At 68.3% G+C, this 14,059-nt stretch carries 15 protein-coding genes; 6 read left to right on the top strand and 9 right to left on the bottom strand.

The annotated features are described in order from the left end of the window. Window positions 1-29: 29 nt before the first annotated feature. A complete protein-coding gene (locus PSR88_RS29780; RefSeq protein ID WP_016883371.1) occupies window positions 30-1,250 on the bottom strand; it encodes a hypothetical protein in 1,221 nt (406 codons plus the stop codon). 169 nt (window positions 1,251-1,419) lie between these two features. Here PSR88_RS29780 and coaA point away from each other — a divergent pair, with 169 nt between their 5' ends. Next, window positions 1,420-2,352 carry a type I pantothenate kinase gene (gene coaA, locus PSR88_RS29775; protein ID WP_009479106.1) on the top strand — a complete coding sequence of 311 codons (933 nt, stop codon included), beginning with the start codon at window positions 1,420-1,422 and terminating at the stop codon, window positions 2,350-2,352. A gap of 41 nt (window positions 2,353-2,393) precedes the next feature. Here coaA and PSR88_RS29770 read toward each other — a convergent pair whose 3' ends face one another. Further along, window positions 2,394-3,161, bottom strand: a complete 768-nt coding sequence (locus PSR88_RS29770) for an isoprenyl transferase (protein ID WP_009479105.1) — start codon at window positions 3,159-3,161, stop codon at window positions 2,394-2,396. A 161-nt stretch (window positions 3,162-3,322) separates the two neighbouring features. Here PSR88_RS29770 and trhA point away from each other — a divergent pair, with 161 nt between their 5' ends. Further along, entirely contained in the window at window positions 3,323-3,991 is a 669-nt protein-coding gene (trhA, locus tag PSR88_RS29765) for a PAQR family membrane homeostasis protein TrhA (protein ID WP_009479104.1), read from the top strand. A gap of 5 nt (window positions 3,992-3,996) precedes the next feature. Here trhA and PSR88_RS29760 read toward each other — a convergent pair whose 3' ends face one another. The 3 genes from PSR88_RS29760 to mca are packed head-to-tail and all read right to left on the bottom strand — an operon-like array spanning window position 3,997 to window position 7,225. Beyond that, on the bottom strand, window positions 3,997-6,012 hold the full coding sequence (locus PSR88_RS29760) for a thioredoxin domain-containing protein (RefSeq protein WP_016883372.1): 2,016 nt from the start codon (window positions 6,010-6,012) through the stop codon (window positions 3,997-3,999). 17 nt (window positions 6,013-6,029) lie between these two features. Then, window positions 6,030-6,350, bottom strand: a complete 321-nt coding sequence (locus PSR88_RS29755) for a hypothetical protein (RefSeq protein ID WP_009479102.1) — start codon at window positions 6,348-6,350, stop codon at window positions 6,030-6,032. Then, window positions 6,347-7,225 (bottom strand): mycothiol conjugate amidase Mca, encoded by an 879-nt coding sequence (mca, locus tag PSR88_RS29750; protein ID WP_011597950.1) that lies wholly within the window; start codon window positions 7,223-7,225, stop codon window positions 6,347-6,349. Before mca ends, PSR88_RS29755 begins: the two co-directional genes overlap by 4 nt. Before the next feature lie 191 nt (window positions 7,226-7,416). Between mca and PSR88_RS29745 the strand changes: the two genes are divergently transcribed. Further along, window positions 7,417-7,842 carry a DUF4307 domain-containing protein gene (locus PSR88_RS29745; RefSeq protein ID WP_011597949.1) on the top strand — a complete coding sequence of 142 codons (426 nt, stop codon included), beginning with the start codon at window positions 7,417-7,419 and terminating at the stop codon, window positions 7,840-7,842. A gap of 227 nt (window positions 7,843-8,069) precedes the next feature. Continuing rightward, complete coding sequence (greA, locus tag PSR88_RS29740; protein WP_005238978.1) at window positions 8,070-8,564, top strand: transcription elongation factor GreA; 495 nt, start codon at window positions 8,070-8,072, stop codon at window positions 8,562-8,564. 80 nt (window positions 8,565-8,644) lie between these two features. On the opposite strand, the gene PSR88_RS29735 is transcribed toward greA, so the two are convergent. Both PSR88_RS29735 and PSR88_RS29730 read right to left on the bottom strand, forming a co-directional pair. Continuing rightward, window positions 8,645-9,994: an NlpC/P60 family protein gene (locus PSR88_RS29735; RefSeq protein WP_011597948.1), complete on the bottom strand. Its 1,350-nt coding sequence runs from the start codon at window positions 9,992-9,994 to the stop codon at window positions 8,645-8,647. A 146-nt stretch (window positions 9,995-10,140) separates the two neighbouring features. Further along, window positions 10,141-10,473 carry a nucleic acid-binding protein gene (locus PSR88_RS29730; protein ID WP_237724120.1) on the bottom strand — a complete coding sequence of 111 codons (333 nt, stop codon included), beginning with the start codon at window positions 10,471-10,473 and terminating at the stop codon, window positions 10,141-10,143. A gap of 90 nt (window positions 10,474-10,563) precedes the next feature. Between PSR88_RS29730 and PSR88_RS29725 the strand changes: the two genes are divergently transcribed. Beyond that, window positions 10,564-10,755 (top strand): hypothetical protein, encoded by a 192-nt coding sequence (locus PSR88_RS29725; protein WP_009479096.1) that lies wholly within the window; start codon window positions 10,564-10,566, stop codon window positions 10,753-10,755. 25 nt (window positions 10,756-10,780) lie between these two features. Beyond that, window positions 10,781-11,551, top strand: coding sequence for an FAD:protein FMN transferase (locus PSR88_RS29720; RefSeq protein WP_011597946.1), 771 nt, complete (start codon window positions 10,781-10,783; stop codon window positions 11,549-11,551). A gap of 6 nt (window positions 11,552-11,557) precedes the next feature. Here the strand turns inward: PSR88_RS29720 and ilvA are convergent, their stop codons facing one another. Both ilvA and PSR88_RS29710 read right to left on the bottom strand, forming a co-directional pair. Then, window positions 11,558-12,790, bottom strand: coding sequence for a threonine ammonia-lyase (ilvA, locus tag PSR88_RS29715; protein ID WP_011597945.1), 1,233 nt, complete (start codon window positions 12,788-12,790; stop codon window positions 11,558-11,560). A 75-nt stretch (window positions 12,791-12,865) separates the two neighbouring features. Further along, window positions 12,866-14,038: a cystathionine gamma-synthase gene (locus tag PSR88_RS29710; protein ID WP_009479093.1), complete on the bottom strand. Its 1,173-nt coding sequence runs from the start codon at window positions 14,036-14,038 to the stop codon at window positions 12,866-12,868. Window positions 14,039-14,059: the final 21 nt, after the last annotated feature.

Genomic DNA, 14,059 nt, shown 5'->3' with positions numbered 1-14,059 from the left:
CCAGTCTACGAAGTACCCGTGAGGACTTCCTAACCGCCCGCGGTGAGGTACCCCTCACCGGCGCGCAGGACGCCGGGCACGAGCGGCTCGTCGAGCAGTCGACGGAACCGCTCCGACCGCTCCGCACCGACGGGTACCTCGGCCAGCCAGCCACCGAGCAGCCGGTATCCCTCCACGTAGGTGCTGGTGTACGCCCGCCACAGAGGCGACGACAGGAACCGCAGCGACTGCCGTGCCCGCTCGGGGGTCGACAGACTCCATCGCTGCAGGAACGCCGCGACGTCGTCGTGGCTGCGACCCTCGTCGTGCAGCATCATCGTCGCGTCCTGCCGCACACCGAGCAGCTGCCCGGACGCGCCGGACAGGCGTTGCGCCTGCTCACCGTCGAATCGCAGGCCCAGGTCGGCGTAGATTGCCTGCGCCCACAGCCCCCAGTCGGACCCGACGATCGATTCGAGCGCGAGGTCCGCGAGGCCCTCGGCCATCAGGCACTGCGGGGTGTTGACGACGAACAACGTCTGCTCGAGTTGTCCCGACCCGACGAGTCCGGCTTCCTTGCGACAGTGCTCGGTGTGGTGGCCGGGGTACGACTCGTGCGCGATCAGCCGGGGCAGGTTCGACATGTGCTGCTTCAGGTCGGAGTTGATCGCGACCCGGGACCGGTAGTCGCCGAGGTAATAGTTGAACCCCGACCACGGCTTGTCGCCCACCACCTCGTACTCCACGACCTCCGAGTCGGGCAGTGCGTAATGCTCCCGCACGAGGTCGCGCAGGGCACTCGAGAAGGCGTCGACACATTCCTGCAACCGGTCCGCGGGGATCTCGTCCTTCGCACGGTGGGCCTGGATGCGTTCGGCGAGCGGCCCCGTTCCGGGCAGCACGGCGTCCATCTTCCTGTGCGCCTCCCGGTACTGCTCCTCGTCGCCGCGTTCGATGCGGACGTCGAAGTACGCCTCGACCTCGTCGACGAAGCCGACGTCGTCGCCCGCGAACTTTCGCCCCGAGCATTCGAGGGCGCGGAGATGGACGTCGAGGAACCGGGTCCGCTCCTCGGACAATCCGGCCGACGGCAATTCCGCGCGGAGGGTCGCCGCCGTGCGCGCGAGGTCGCGCGGATCGGGCTTCGGCGCGTTCTCCACCTGCCTGCGTAGTGCGGGATCGCCGGTATACGCGTCGACGAATCCTTCCTCCAGCCGGTCGAAACCCAGCCCGAGCAGCAAGTATTCGCGTACGAACGAAACGGATTCCATGCCGTCCGACCTTAGTCGCAGACGCGTCTTCCCGACCCGCCGACAGCGCAGCCTGTGGCACCAAGCACAATCCGACTATGCAACCGCTACTCGCCAGCGCAACGACGACGGCAGAGATTCTGGGCATGGACCGCTCACTCCCCCGTGTACCCGAGTGTGAGCGGAACTGATGGCGCGGACGAGCGAGTCCAGTCCGTACGTCGAATTCGACCGGAAGCAGTGGCGCACACTGCGTAAGTCGACGCCACTAGTCCTGACCGAGGAAGAGCTGTACGGACTGCGCGGCCTCGGCGAGCAGATCGACCTCGAAGAGGTCGCGGAGGTGTACCTGCCGCTGTCGCGTCTCATCCACCTCCAGGTCGCGGCCAGGCAGCGACTGTTCGCCGCGACCGCGACGTTCCTCGGCGAGAAGCACCCCGACCAGCAGGTGCCGTTCGTGATCGGCGTCGCCGGCAGTGTGGCGGTCGGCAAATCCACCACGGCCCGTGTCCTCCAGGCCCTCCTTGCGCGGTGGGAGCACCACCCGCGCGTCGACCTGGTGACGACTGACGGCTTCCTGTATCCGACGGCCGAACTGAACCGCCGTGGGATCATGCACCGCAAGGGCTTTCCCGAGAGTTACGACCGCCGGAAGCTGCTGCGGTTCGTCACCGAGGTGAAGTCGGGGGCCGAGGAAGTGGCCGCACCGGTCTATTCACACATCTCGTACGACATCATCCCGGGCCAGTACCACCTGATCCGGCAGCCCGACATCCTCATCATCGAGGGTCTCAACGTGCTGCAGACCGGACCGCGGCTGATGGTGTCGGACCTGTTCGACTTCTCGATCTACGTCGACGCCCGCATCGAGGACATCGAGAACTGGTACATCCAGCGTTTTCTCGCGCTGCGGAAGACGTCGTTCTCCGACCCCGACGCGCACTTCCACCACTACGCCGGATTGTCCGACCGGGACGCGACGGCTGCCGCTCAGGAGATCTGGCACAACATCAACCGGCCGAACCTCGTGGAGAACATCCTGCCGACGCGTCCGCGTGCCACGCTCGTGCTGCGCAAGGACGCCAATCATTCGATCAACCGGCTGCGGCTGCGGAAGCTGTAGGTGAGTGGCGACGTGTGTTCCGGCACGCTTCGCCGCTCACGTCAGACGCCGAAGCGGCGGTGCCGGGCGGCGTAGTCGCGGAGCGCGCGGAGGAAGTCGACGCGGCGGAACTCGGGCCAGTACGCCTCCGTGAACCAGATCTCGGAGTAGGCGCTCTGCCACAGCAGGAACCCCGACAGCCGCTGCTCCCCCGACGTGCGGATCACGAGGTCGGGGTCGGGCTGGCCGGACGTGTAGAGGTGCCCGTCGATACCGTCGATTGTGATCGATTTCACGAGGTCGTCGCCCGACAGTCCCGCGAGGAGTTTCTCACTCAGCAGCGACTGCACGGCATCGGCGATCTCCTGGCGGCCGCCGTAGCCGATCGCGACGTTGACGTGGGTGCCGGTGCGTCCCTCGGTCCCGGCGGCCGCGTCGCGCAGACGCCGCGACTGTTCGGCGGGCAGGAGGTCGAGGGCGCCGACGATCTTGACGCTCCAGTTCTTGTCGGGGCCGGAGATCTCCTCGACGACGTCCGTGATGATCTCGAGCAGGGTGTCGAGTTCCCCCGGGTCGCGGCGCAGGTTCTCGGTGGACAGCAGGTAGATGGTGGCCATCTCGATGCCCGCGGCGTCGCACCAGCCGAGCATCTCGGAGATCTTCAGTGCGCCCATGCGGTGGCCGTGACTGACGTCCTCGAAGCCGTTTTCCCGGGCCCACCGCCGGTTGCCGTCGCACATCACGGCTATGTGCCGAGGGTGCTGTAGACCGTCGAGCCGCTTGAGTAGCCGACGCTCGTAGATGCTGTACAGCAGTCCTCGCGCACTCACCTGGAGATCACCATGACACGCAAGACTACGCCGCAGCCGAAGGTGATCCGCGACGGCCGTCACACAGCGCACGACTTCCTGCTACCGACGGGTACGCTCTCACCACAAGCTAACCTACGGTTGCGTAGGTTAGTGCCACGCACAGCGAGAAGAGGTGTTCAGTGACCGCTTTCGGCCTCGACGAATTGCCCGTCAAGCCCCGACTGCGAGGGTGGATCCACCTGTGGGCGTTCGGCGTCTCCGTGATAGCCGGCATCGTCCTCGTCACACTCTCCGGCACCCAGGTGTCCGGGGAAGCGGCGCTCGCCACCGCCGTCTACAGCCTCACGGTGTGTGGTGTGTTCGGGGTCAGCGCCACCTACCACCGCATCCACTGGAACACCGTCTCGGCCCGCACCTGGATGAAGCGCGCGGACCACTCGATGATCTTCCTGTTCATCGCCGGCAGCTACACCCCGTTCGCGGTGCTGGGACTTCCGCCCGACACGGGCCGGACGCTGCTGATCGTCGTGTGGGCGGGGGCGCTCGCCGGGGTCGCACTGAAAATGCTGTGGCCGACGGCACCGCGCTGGGTCGGGGTGCCGCTCTACCTGCTGCTCGGCTGGGCCATCGTGCCCGTCGCGCCCGAACTGACGCACGAGGTCGGCGTCGTCCCGATGGTGCTGCTGCTGATCGGCGGCATCCTCTACTCGGTCGGCGCGATCCTCTACGCCACCAAGTGGCCCAACCCCTGGCCGACCACGTTCGGGCATCACGAGTTCTTCCATGCCGCCACCGTCATCGCCGCCCTGTGCCACTACATCGCCGTGTGGCTGGTGGTGTTCCGGTAGGCCGGCTACCGGCTCAACGCGGCACCCAGGTCTGCGACCGTCGATACCGGGCGGTCGCACACGAACCCGCGGCACACGTACGCCGCGGACGCGCCGCCGACCAGCGGCCGGTCGGCGAGCAGCGGTGACGAGTCCGGTTCGCCGCCGACCACGACGGCACCACCGGGAGCGAGTCTGCGCGCCTCCCGGAGCAGGACGGAATCGCCGTCGGTTGCGACGGCCACCTGGATCGGGCCGCGCACCGACGCCTCCGCCACGGCGAGCCAGTGCCCGGCCGATCGCGGTGCGCGCTCCAGCAGCAGTGCCACCCGGTCGAGCGATTCGGCGGCGGCGGTCGCGTACCGTCCCGACGCCTCCCCGTCGGCCACCGCAGCCGCGGTGAGCAGCGCCTCGACCAGACACGACGCACCGGACGGCGTTGCACCGTCGACCGGGTCCCGGGGACGGGTCACCAGGGACTCGGCGTCGTCGGCGGTATCGAACCAGCTTCCCGGCCGCTCGTCGTCGGCGAAATGGATCAGGGCGCGGTCCAGCAGCGCCTGTGCATGCGTCAGCCACTCGCTGTCGCCGGTCGCCTGATACAACGCGAGGAGGCCCGTCGCCAGGCAGGCGTAGTCCTCGAGCACCCCGGCCGATTCGCCCACCGACGTGCCCAGGGACGCCCTCCGCAGGCGCCCGTCGACGACGTGCAATCCCAGCACCGCACGCGCGCAGTCGGCGGCCGCGGCCACCCACTCCGGCCTGCCGAGCCCGGCACCGGCCTCGGCGAGCGCGGTGATCGTGAGACCGTTCCAGGCGGTGACCACCTTGTCGTCGCGTCCCGGCTGCGGCCGCGTCGCACGCTGCGCGAGCAGCGTGCCCCGGATCCGGCTCCAACGGTCCCAGTCGTCCGGATCGCGGGGAAGCTGCAGGACGGACGTGCCGGCCTCGAACGTCCCGTCGGCGGTGACCGCGAACACCCGGGCCGCCCACTCCCCGTCCTCGGGACCGAGGACCTCGACGAGCTGCGCGGGGGTCCACACGTACGTGAGTCCCTCGACACCCTCGGTGTCGGCGTCGAGGGCGGACGCGAACGACCCGTTGTCGGTGCGCAGATCGCGCAGCAGGAACTCGACGGTCTCCTCGGTGACACGGACGGCCAGGTCCGAGCCCGTGCGCCGGCCCAGGTGCGCATACGCGCGCAGCAGCTGGGCGTTGTCGTAGAGCATCTTCTCGAAGTGCGGCACCACCCACGCGGCGTCGACCGAATACCGGGCGAAACCGCCGCCGAGCTGGTCGTAGATGCCGCCGCGCGCCATCGCCGACGCCGTCCGCGCCACGACGCCGAGCACCTCCTCGGCACCGGATCGCTCGTACGTGCGCAGCAGGCCTTCCATCAGCGCGGACGGCGGAAACTTGGGGGCTCCCCCGAACCCGCCGCGGTCGGCGTCCTCGTCCCGCAGCACGGCTCCGGCAGCCGCGTCCAGCAGGGCCGCATCCACCTGGACATCCCCCTCGGGGATGCCACCGGCTCCCCGGCGCAGTTCGGCGACCACCGAGGCGGCCGCGTCGTCGACGTCACCGCGGCGGTCCCGCCACGTGTCGGCGATGGCTCCCAGCAGCTGGGTGAACGACGGCATCCCACCACGCGGCGCGGCCGGGTAGTAGGTGCCGCAGTAGAACGGGGCGCCGTCGGGAGTGAGGAAGCACGTCATCGGCCAGCCACCCTGGCCGGTCATCGCGACCGTGGCGTTCATGTACACGGCATCGAGGTCCGGGCGCTCCTCGCGGTCGACCTTGACGCACACGAAATGCTCGTTCATCAGCGACGCCACCGCCTCGTCCTCGAAGGACTCGTGGACCATCACATGGCACCAGTGGCACGCCGAGTATCCGATCGACAACAGGATCGGGACGTCCCGCTCGCGCGCCCACTCGGTCGCCTCCGGACCCCACTGCTGCCAGTGCACAGGGTTGTCGGCGTGCTGTCGCAGATAGGGGCTGGTGGACCCACCGAGTGTGTTCTGTGCGCGTGGGTCCATCTCCAGCTCCTGTTCGACTACTTCTGCAGGTTGGGTGGGGTGTCCGTGGGCTTCGGCGGTTCGGTGCTGCTCGCCCCGCCACCGTGGATCGCGCCGCGGTCGGTGCCCTCGTCCACTTCCTGGTCCGGTTCGGGATGCTCCGGCTCGAACGTCTCGGGCAGGTTCTTGAGCTTCTTGTTCATCGAACGCACCAGCAGCACCACACCCGCGAGCAGCGCGAGAATGACGACGAGGCCGATGGGCGACGCCTTGCCGAACTCCGGACCCGACGGGGTGCTCGGCGTCTGCGCCAGGACGTCCGCCGTGCCGGCCAACAGGTTCACGGTCAACGCATTCACGGCTGTCCGTCCTCGGTGATGCCCGCGAACAGGTCGTTCTCCGGGATGGAGGTGGTGACCCGGGTCTTGGCGAGTTCGAATTCCTCGGTCGGCCAGATCTTCTGCTGGATTTCGAGCGGAACCGCGAAGAACGAGCCGTTCGGGTCGATCTGCGTCGCATGGGCCCGCAGCGCGTCGTCACGCTGCGGGAAGTAGTCGCCGCACGTGATCTGGGTGGTGACGCGTGCCATCAGGTCGCCCTGCTCGGTCTTCCACTTCTTGAGCCACTCGGCCATCGGGAACTCTTCGCCGCGGCGGTCGTACTCCTCCTGGAACTGCAGGAGACGCTTCCGGATGAAGCCGTGCGAGTAGTAGACCTTCTGCACCTTCCACGGTTCCCCGGCGTCGGGGAACCGCTCCGGGTCGGCAGCGGCCTCGTACGCGGCCATCGACACCTCGTGGCAGCGGATGTGATCGGGGTGCGGGTAGCCGCCGTTCTCGTCGTACGTGGTCATGACGTGCGGACGGAACTCGCGGATCACCCGCACCAGGGCCTCGGTCGACTCCTCGAGCGGAACGAGCGCGAAGCAGCCCTCCGGAAGCGGCGGCTTCGGGTCGCCCTCGGGCAGACCCGAGTCGACGAATCCCAGCCACTGGTGCTGGACTCCGAGGATGCGCGCGGCCTCGGCCATCTCCTCGATGCGGACCTCGTGGATGCGGTCACGCACCCCGGGGACGTCCATCGCGGGGTTGAGGATGTCGCCACGTTCACCCCCGGTCAACGTCACGACCTTCACTTCGTTGCCCTCTGCGGCGTAACGGGCCGTTGTCGCGGCACCCTTGCTCGACTCGTCGTCGGGATGGGCATGGACGGCCATGAGCCGGAATCCGCTCACGTATTCGTTCACCTCAACTTCGCCAGTAGCCGTTGCCGGCTTGTCCGTGTCGCGCGCTCTCGCCCTCCGCCATCGCTGACGGCGCACTGACGCACGTCCTCTATAGTTCCACCCGAGAGTTCCGCTTGCAGCCGTGCCCCCGCTCGAGTGCTGTGAGTTACGTGGAACCGGAGCGGTACGAGAGTTGAGAAATGACGAGAACGCTTCCCCCGGGCCGATACACAGCCGCGGCAAAGCCTGCGCGCCCGAAGCGCTGGCTCGTGTGGGCGCTGTCCGCGGCGGTCGTGGTCGTCGGTGTGATCGTGGCGTTCGTCGCCTACGACAAGTTCGCCGTCTCCGAGATCGACAGTGAGGCCACGTCGTTCGATCTGGTGAGTGATTCGCAGCTGGACATCACGTTCACCGTCACCCGGGAGGATCCGTCACAGGCGGCGGTCTGCATCGTCCGCTCCCGGTCCAAGGACGGTTCCGAGACCGGCCGGCGCGAGGTCTACATCGCCGGCGGGGAAGACCAGACGGTGAAAGTCACCGCCCCCGTCTACACGTCCCGCCCGCCCGCGATGGGCGACATCTACGGCTGCAGCCTGGACGTTCCCGCCTATCTGACCCGCGGCTGACACCGGCGCACCCGAGCGACCGTTCGGGTTATTCGGGGTTTGCGCTCCCCGATCGTGCTAGAATCGCCTGGTACACGGTTCCGGTTTGGAACCGTGTATTGCTGCATTGGCGGCAAGGCGGAAATTGAACGGCCCCGGCCGTCGAATTCTGCCGAGCCGTTGATCACTGCTGTTGCAGTGGTCTGTCGAGGGAGCCCGGCGGCTCCAACTACGAGGGAGTGATCGAGATGACCGAGACCCAGGTGACCTGGCTGACCCAGGAGTCACATGACAGGCTCAAGAGCGAACTCGACCAGCTCATTGCCAATCGTCCGGTCATCGCCGCCGAGATCAACGAGCGTCGCGAAGAGGGCGATCTGAAGGAGAACGGTGGCTACCACGCGGCCCGCGAAGAGCAGGGTCAGCAGGAGGCACGCATCCGCCAGCTTCAGGAACTCCTGAACAGCGCGAAGGTCGGCGAAGCGCCCACCCAGTCCGGTGTCGCACTGCCCGGTTCCGTGGTGAAGGTGTACTACGACGGCGACGAGAAGGACACCGAAACGTTCCTGATCGCCACCCGCGAAGAGGGTGCACGCGACAACAAACTCGAGGTCTACTCCCCCAACTCCCCGTTGGGTGGCGCACTGCTCGAGGCGAAGGTCGGCGAAACCCGCGAATACACGCTGCCCAACGGCAGCAGCATGAAGGTGACGCTCGTCAGCGCGGAGCCGTACCACAGCTGATCTCGGATCCACCGCCGAAAACTCCGGTCCGGGCCCAGTGCCCGGGCCGGAGTTTTCTGCTGTGACGCCCGGGATCGGGATCAGAAGACCCTGCGGGCCTTCATGTCGGCGAACACGGGACCGATGCGCACCACGTCACCCGTCGTCGGGGCGTGCAGCATCTGGCCGTTGCCGACGTAGATCGCGACGTGTCCCGGCCCGCCCGACTGCCAGTTGCCGAACAGCAGGTCTCCGGGCCTGGCCTGCGACAGCGGCACCTCCACACCCACATTCCACTGCGTTTCCGACGTGCGGGGCAGTTTGACGCCGGTTGCGGCGTACACGGCGAACGAGGTCAGTCCGGAGCAGTCGAAACCGCCGCCGGACGGTCCGTTGATGTTGCCGCCGCCCCACACGTACGGCAGCCCGATGAACCGCATGGCCGCCTCGACGACCCGGCTCGTGTCACCGGCGGCCGCACCGTAGAAGAACGGCGACAGCATCCGTGCGAACGACTCCTCCAGCGATCGGATCCGCGCGACGTACGGCTGCGTTTCGTGCTCGTAGTCGAACTTGCCGGCGGGCATGCCACCGGCGGTACGGACCGCACCCGCACCGGCGTTGTAGGCGGCGATCGTGAGGTCGAGGGTGTCACCCTTGACCACACCCTCCTTCTTCCAGCCCTCGATCTGCCCGAACAGGTCGCACAGCATCTGACCGGACGCCATCATCGGGTCGGCGACGCCGTTGATGTCGACCTTGCCGTCGCCGTCCGCGTCCTTGCCATATTTGGCCCAGGCAGGGGGCATGAACTGGCCGGGACCGCGGGCCCCTGCCCGGGACACCGGCGAGTTCGCGCCGTAACGGAAACCGTTCTCGACGGAGTACAGGGCCGCCAGTGTCGGCGGCTTGATGCCCTCGCACAGCGACCCGGCCTTCCGTATCCACGGCGCGAAGACGGCGATGGCGCCGACCGGCGCGAGCGAGACACCGGGGAAGCCGGCGGGGACGGACGGGATCAGCGATCCGAGTCCGCTGATCAGGGCCGGAACCCCGGGCAGAGCGGCGAGGCCCCCGATCGCCGTGCCGACGTCGGGGGCGCTCATCGCGGGGGGCTGGTCGAGTGGAGGGTCCGGGAGTGCCAGTGGGGGAACCGGGGCGGGCGGCGGCGCCGCCTCGACGGCGGGCGGCGATGGAATGTAGGGGTCGGTTGCCTGCTTCACCACATCCGAGGCCTGGGCCACCATCTGCTCGGCCTGCACGCGGGCCGGTTCCGGGAGGGTCGATATCGCTTCGTCAACTTGTTTCTGAACGTCGGGTGAGGCCTGCTCGACCACCTGAATTGCTTCGGCTGCTTGATCTTTCACCGGCTGCGGTATGTCCGCTCCCTGAACGATGGCCCCCGCTGCGGTGGTGATCGCCACGATGATCGCCGCTGCATCAACTGACATACGTGCGCTCCTCCTCCTCGGTGCACCTAACCGAGTGAGTTCACGTTACGACGGGGCACAGCAGGTGCGAGGCGATTCTGCGGGATTGATCCGTCTCCTACCGTGACCTGCGGGAGCGCGGCACCGGGCGAATCACGTCGCCTCGGTCACCCACGCACCGGCACGAAACGTTCGCTGAGGATCACGACCAGGTCGGCCGGATCCGTGGTCTCGTCGTCCAACATCTCGAGGAGTGGCGCGCGGTGAGCCGGCGCGATCGGCTCGATTCCTCCGAAGATCTGCCACGTGTCACCCGCAGGGACGACGCGGGCGCAGATCGGATTCCCGACGTGCAATTGCCGGCTCGCGGTTCGTTCCCTGATCGCGTGCAGGTCACCGGTGCGCAGGTCCCGCAGTGTCAGACCCTCACCCGGCCGGACCTCCTCCACCTCGTGCACCGACGGCTGTCGGCCGCGACTGCGCACAACTGCATGCGACACGCCGGGAGTGCACTGCACTCGTGCGCACTCGGCGAGGACAGACAGATTCTTCCCAGGTTGTTCTAAGGTTCTTCGGGGAAGCTGGTCGGCATGAGTGAAGACCGACGGATTTCCCGCCTGCTTCCCGTTCGCCGCGTCCTGGCGGCAGCCGGAATCGCCGGACTGGTCGCCGGCGGTGGCATGGCGGCGGCGGCGGACCCCGCAACCCCCGATTCGACGGTGGCCGCGCCCCTCGTCTCGGCCGGATTCGGCGCACCGGACGCCGTCTCCAGCGGTTCCTGACATCGCGCGACCGGAGAACCACCACATGACCCGCGCACGCAGCGCAACCGAATGGTCCACCTGGGGTGTGCACGCACGCATCGTCGTCACCGACCCCGACGCCCTGAACTCGGCGTCGAACCTGATCCGCGGTTACCTCGCGGCCACCGATGCCGCCGTCAACCGCGACCGCGCGGACGCCGAGATCCGCTCGCTCGACGAAGGCCGAAACACGGTCACACCGATGTTCGCGCGATTCCTCACCGACGCCCTCGCCGCGGCGCGGACCACGGAGGGCGCACTCGACCCCACGGCGTCGGCCCCCGCACCCCAGTCGTGGCGGTCGATCACCGTCGACGGCACCGAGGTCACGCTCCCCGCCGGGGTGGAACTCGACCTGACGGCCACCGCGCGGGCGAGTTCCGCCGACCACTGCGCGTCGACGACGGCGGAACTGCTCGGGTGCGGTGTCCTGGTCGCGCTCGGCGGAGACATCGCCACCGCCGGGACCACACCACCGGGCGGCTGGCAGGTTCAGGTCCAGGACCTGCCGGGCGACCCCACGTGCCAGGTGTCGATCCCGTCGGGTGCGGCCGTCGCGACCGCCAGCACCGTCAAGCCCCTGCACCCCGACTCGATCTCGTTGTGGCGGACCGTGTCCGTGGTGGCCGGGTCGTGCACCACCGCGCACGCGTCGAGCACGGCCGCGGTCGGTATGGGCGGCGGTGCGATCGACTGGCTCACCAACCTCGAGCTGCCTGCCCGGCTGGTGGATCAGGAGTTCCGGGTGATCACCCTGGGCGGGTGGCCGAGCTAGCCCTGGCTACTCCTGCAGCCGAATCGTGTACTGGGCGTCGCGCAGGGCGTCAAGGAGATCCTGCCGGTGTCCGGGACCACGGGTCTCGACGGTGAGGAACACCTCCACCTCGTCGAGCGCGAGCGCGCCACCGGTGCGGGAGTGGACGACGTCCACGACGCTGGCGCCGTTGCCGCTGATCACGCCGAGGAGACTGACCAGACCACCCGGTCGGTCCGGAATGGTCACGTGCACACCGAGATACCGTCCGGCAGCCCGGAGACCGTGATTGACGACATGGGTGAGCAGCAACGGGTCGATGTTGCCACCCGACAGCACCGCGCACACCTTCCCGGTGAGTCCCAGCTCGTCCGTCGAGCAGCTGATCAACGCGGCCACCGCGGCCGCGCCCGCAGGCTCCACGATGAGCTTCGCGCGTTCGAGGCACAGCAGCAGCGCCCGGGACAGGGCGTCCTCGCTGACCGTGACGATGGCGTCGACCTGCGAGCCGACGTGCGCGAACGGAACGTCGCCGGGCCGGCCGACCGCAATGCCGTCGGCCATGGTCGACATGGTCTCCAGCGGTATCGGGCGGCCCTCCGCCAGCGAACGCGGCCAGGCGGCCGCCTGCTCGGCCTGGACGCCGACGATCCGCACGTCGGGCCGGGTGGCCTTCACCGCCGCGGCGATACCCGCGATCAGTCCACCGCCACCGGTCGGGACGACGAGCGTGCCGACGTCGGGTTCCTGCTCGAGGATCTCGAGCCCCACGGTCCCCTGTCCGGCGACGATGTCGACGTGATCGAACGGGTGGATGAGGACGGCGCCGGTCTCGTTCGCGAACTCCTTCGCGGCGACGAGCGCGTCGTCCACCGTGTCGCCCGTGAGGTGGACGGTGGCGCCGTACGCCTTGGTAGCGACGAGTTTCGGAAGGGGTGCGCCGGTTGGCATGAACACGGTGGACGGGATACCCAGTTCCGTGGCCGCCCAGGCCACGCCCTGCGCGTGATTGCCCGCGCTGGCCGCCACCACCCCGCAGGCCCGTTCGGCGACCGACAGGTTCGCGATCCGATTGTACGCACCGCGCGGTTTGAAAGACCCTGTGCGCTGTAAGTTTTCGCACTTCAACGACACGACGTGCCCGCATCGTTCCGACAGCGCCCGGGACGCGATCACCGGCGTCCGGCGCATGACGGGGTCCAGCAGCTTACGAGCTGCTCTGATCTGATCCAGCGTGACAGGCTCCACGCGGGCCAGCATAGGGCGCTCCGCGCCCCGTGCGTGGTTGACGAGTCCAGAGACTCGTCAACCACGCACGGGCGGCGAAGCCGCCTGCTACTTCAGTGCCTGCTCGATGTCGCCAACGAGGTCGGCGGCATCCTCGATGCCGACGGACAGGCGCACCAGGTCGTCCGGGACCTCGAGCAGCGAACCGGCGGTCGAGGCGTGGGTCATGGCGCCCGGGTGCTCGATCAGCGACTCGACACCGCCGAGCGACTCGGCCAGCGTGAAGATCTCGGTGCGCGAGCAGAAGTCCAGCGCAGCCTGCTTGCCGCCTGCGAGGCGGACCGAGATCATGCCGCCGAAGCGGCGCATCTGCTTCTCCGCGACCTTGTGGCCGGGATGCGACTCGAGTCCGGGGTAGATGACCTGGGACACCGCGGGGTGCCCGGTGAGCAGTTCGACGACCTTCTCGGCGTTGTCGCTGTGCCGCTCCATGCGCAAGGAGAGGGTCTTGATGCCGCGGAGCGTGAGGAACGCGTCGAAGGGTCCGGGGACCGCGCCCGCACCGTTCTGCAGGAACGCGAACGCCGTGTCGAGCTCCTCGTCGTTGGTGACGAGTGCGCCACCGACGACGTCGGAGTGTCCGCCGATGTACTTGGTGGTCGAGTGCAGCGCGACGTCGGCGCCGAGCTGCAGCGGCTGCTGCAGGTACGGCGAGGCGAACGTGTTGTCGACGACGATCTTCGCTCCTGCCTCGTGCGCGACGTCGGACAGTGCCTCGATGTCACCGATGTTGAGGAGCGGGTTGGTGGGCGTCTCGACCCACACGAGCTTGGTGTTGGGGCGGATGGCTGCCCGGACGGCGTCCACGTCGGACACCGCGGCGGGCGTGTACTCGATGCCCCACTGGGTGAAGACCTTGTCGATCAGGCGGAACGTTCCGCCGTAGGCGTCGTTCGGGATGACGAGGTGGTCGCCGGGGCGGAGCGCGGCACGGAGCAGGCAGTCGGTGGCGGCCATGCCCGAGCCGAAGGCGCGACCGTACGTGCCCGACTCGAGGGCGGCGAGGTTGGCCTCGAGCGGTCGTCGGGTGGGGTTGCCGGTGCGGGCGTATTCGAATCCGTTACGCATGCCGCCGACGCCGTCCTGCGCGAACGTCGAACTCGCGTAGATCGGGACGTTGACGGCGCCCGTCTGCGGGTCCGGGTCGAATCCTGCGTGCACGGCCTTGGTGGAGAACCCCTGCCAGCTGATGTTGTCCGCTTTGCTGCGCTGCTCACTCATGGCCCCCAGCCTAGTGGGGAC

The organism is Rhodococcus sp. DK176 (assembly GCF_038447315.2).
GTDB lineage: Bacteria > Actinomycetota > Actinomycetes > Mycobacteriales > Mycobacteriaceae > Rhodococcus_F > Rhodococcus_F jostii_A.
The sequence above is the reverse complement of the archived record's forward strand: the minus strand, read 5'-3'. Positions and strand labels throughout refer to the sequence as shown.

Bases quoted from the DNA above. Each gene is read 5' to 3' on its own strand.
- PSR88_RS29735 (WP_011597948.1), bottom strand. From the start codon at position 9,994: ATGTCAGTTGATGCAGCGGCGATCATCGTGGCGATCACCACCGCAGCG.
- ilvA (WP_011597945.1), bottom strand. From the start codon at position 12,790: ATGCTGGCCCGCGTGGAGCCTGTCACGCTGGATCAGATCAGAGCAGCT.
- greA (WP_005238978.1), top strand. From the start codon at position 8,070: ATGACCGAGACCCAGGTGACCTGGCTGACCCAGGAGTCACATGACAGG.
- PSR88_RS29745 (WP_011597949.1), top strand. From the start codon at position 7,417: ATGACGAGAACGCTTCCCCCGGGCCGATACACAGCCGCGGCAAAGCCT.
- PSR88_RS29760 (WP_016883372.1), bottom strand. From the start codon at position 6,012: ATGGACCCACGCGCACAGAACACACTCGGTGGGTCCACCAGCCCCTAT.
- PSR88_RS29710 (WP_009479093.1), bottom strand. From the start codon at position 14,038: ATGAGTGAGCAGCGCAGCAAAGCGGACAACATCAGCTGGCAGGGGTTC.
- PSR88_RS29725 (WP_009479096.1), top strand. From the start codon at position 10,564: ATGAGTGAAGACCGACGGATTTCCCGCCTGCTTCCCGTTCGCCGCGTC.
- PSR88_RS29780 (WP_016883371.1), bottom strand. From the start codon at position 1,250: ATGGAATCCGTTTCGTTCGTACGCGAATACTTGCTGCTCGGGCTGGGT.
- PSR88_RS29720 (WP_011597946.1), top strand. From the start codon at position 10,781: ATGACCCGCGCACGCAGCGCAACCGAATGGTCCACCTGGGGTGTGCAC.
- coaA (WP_009479106.1), top strand. From the start codon at position 1,420: ATGGCGCGGACGAGCGAGTCCAGTCCGTACGTCGAATTCGACCGGAAG.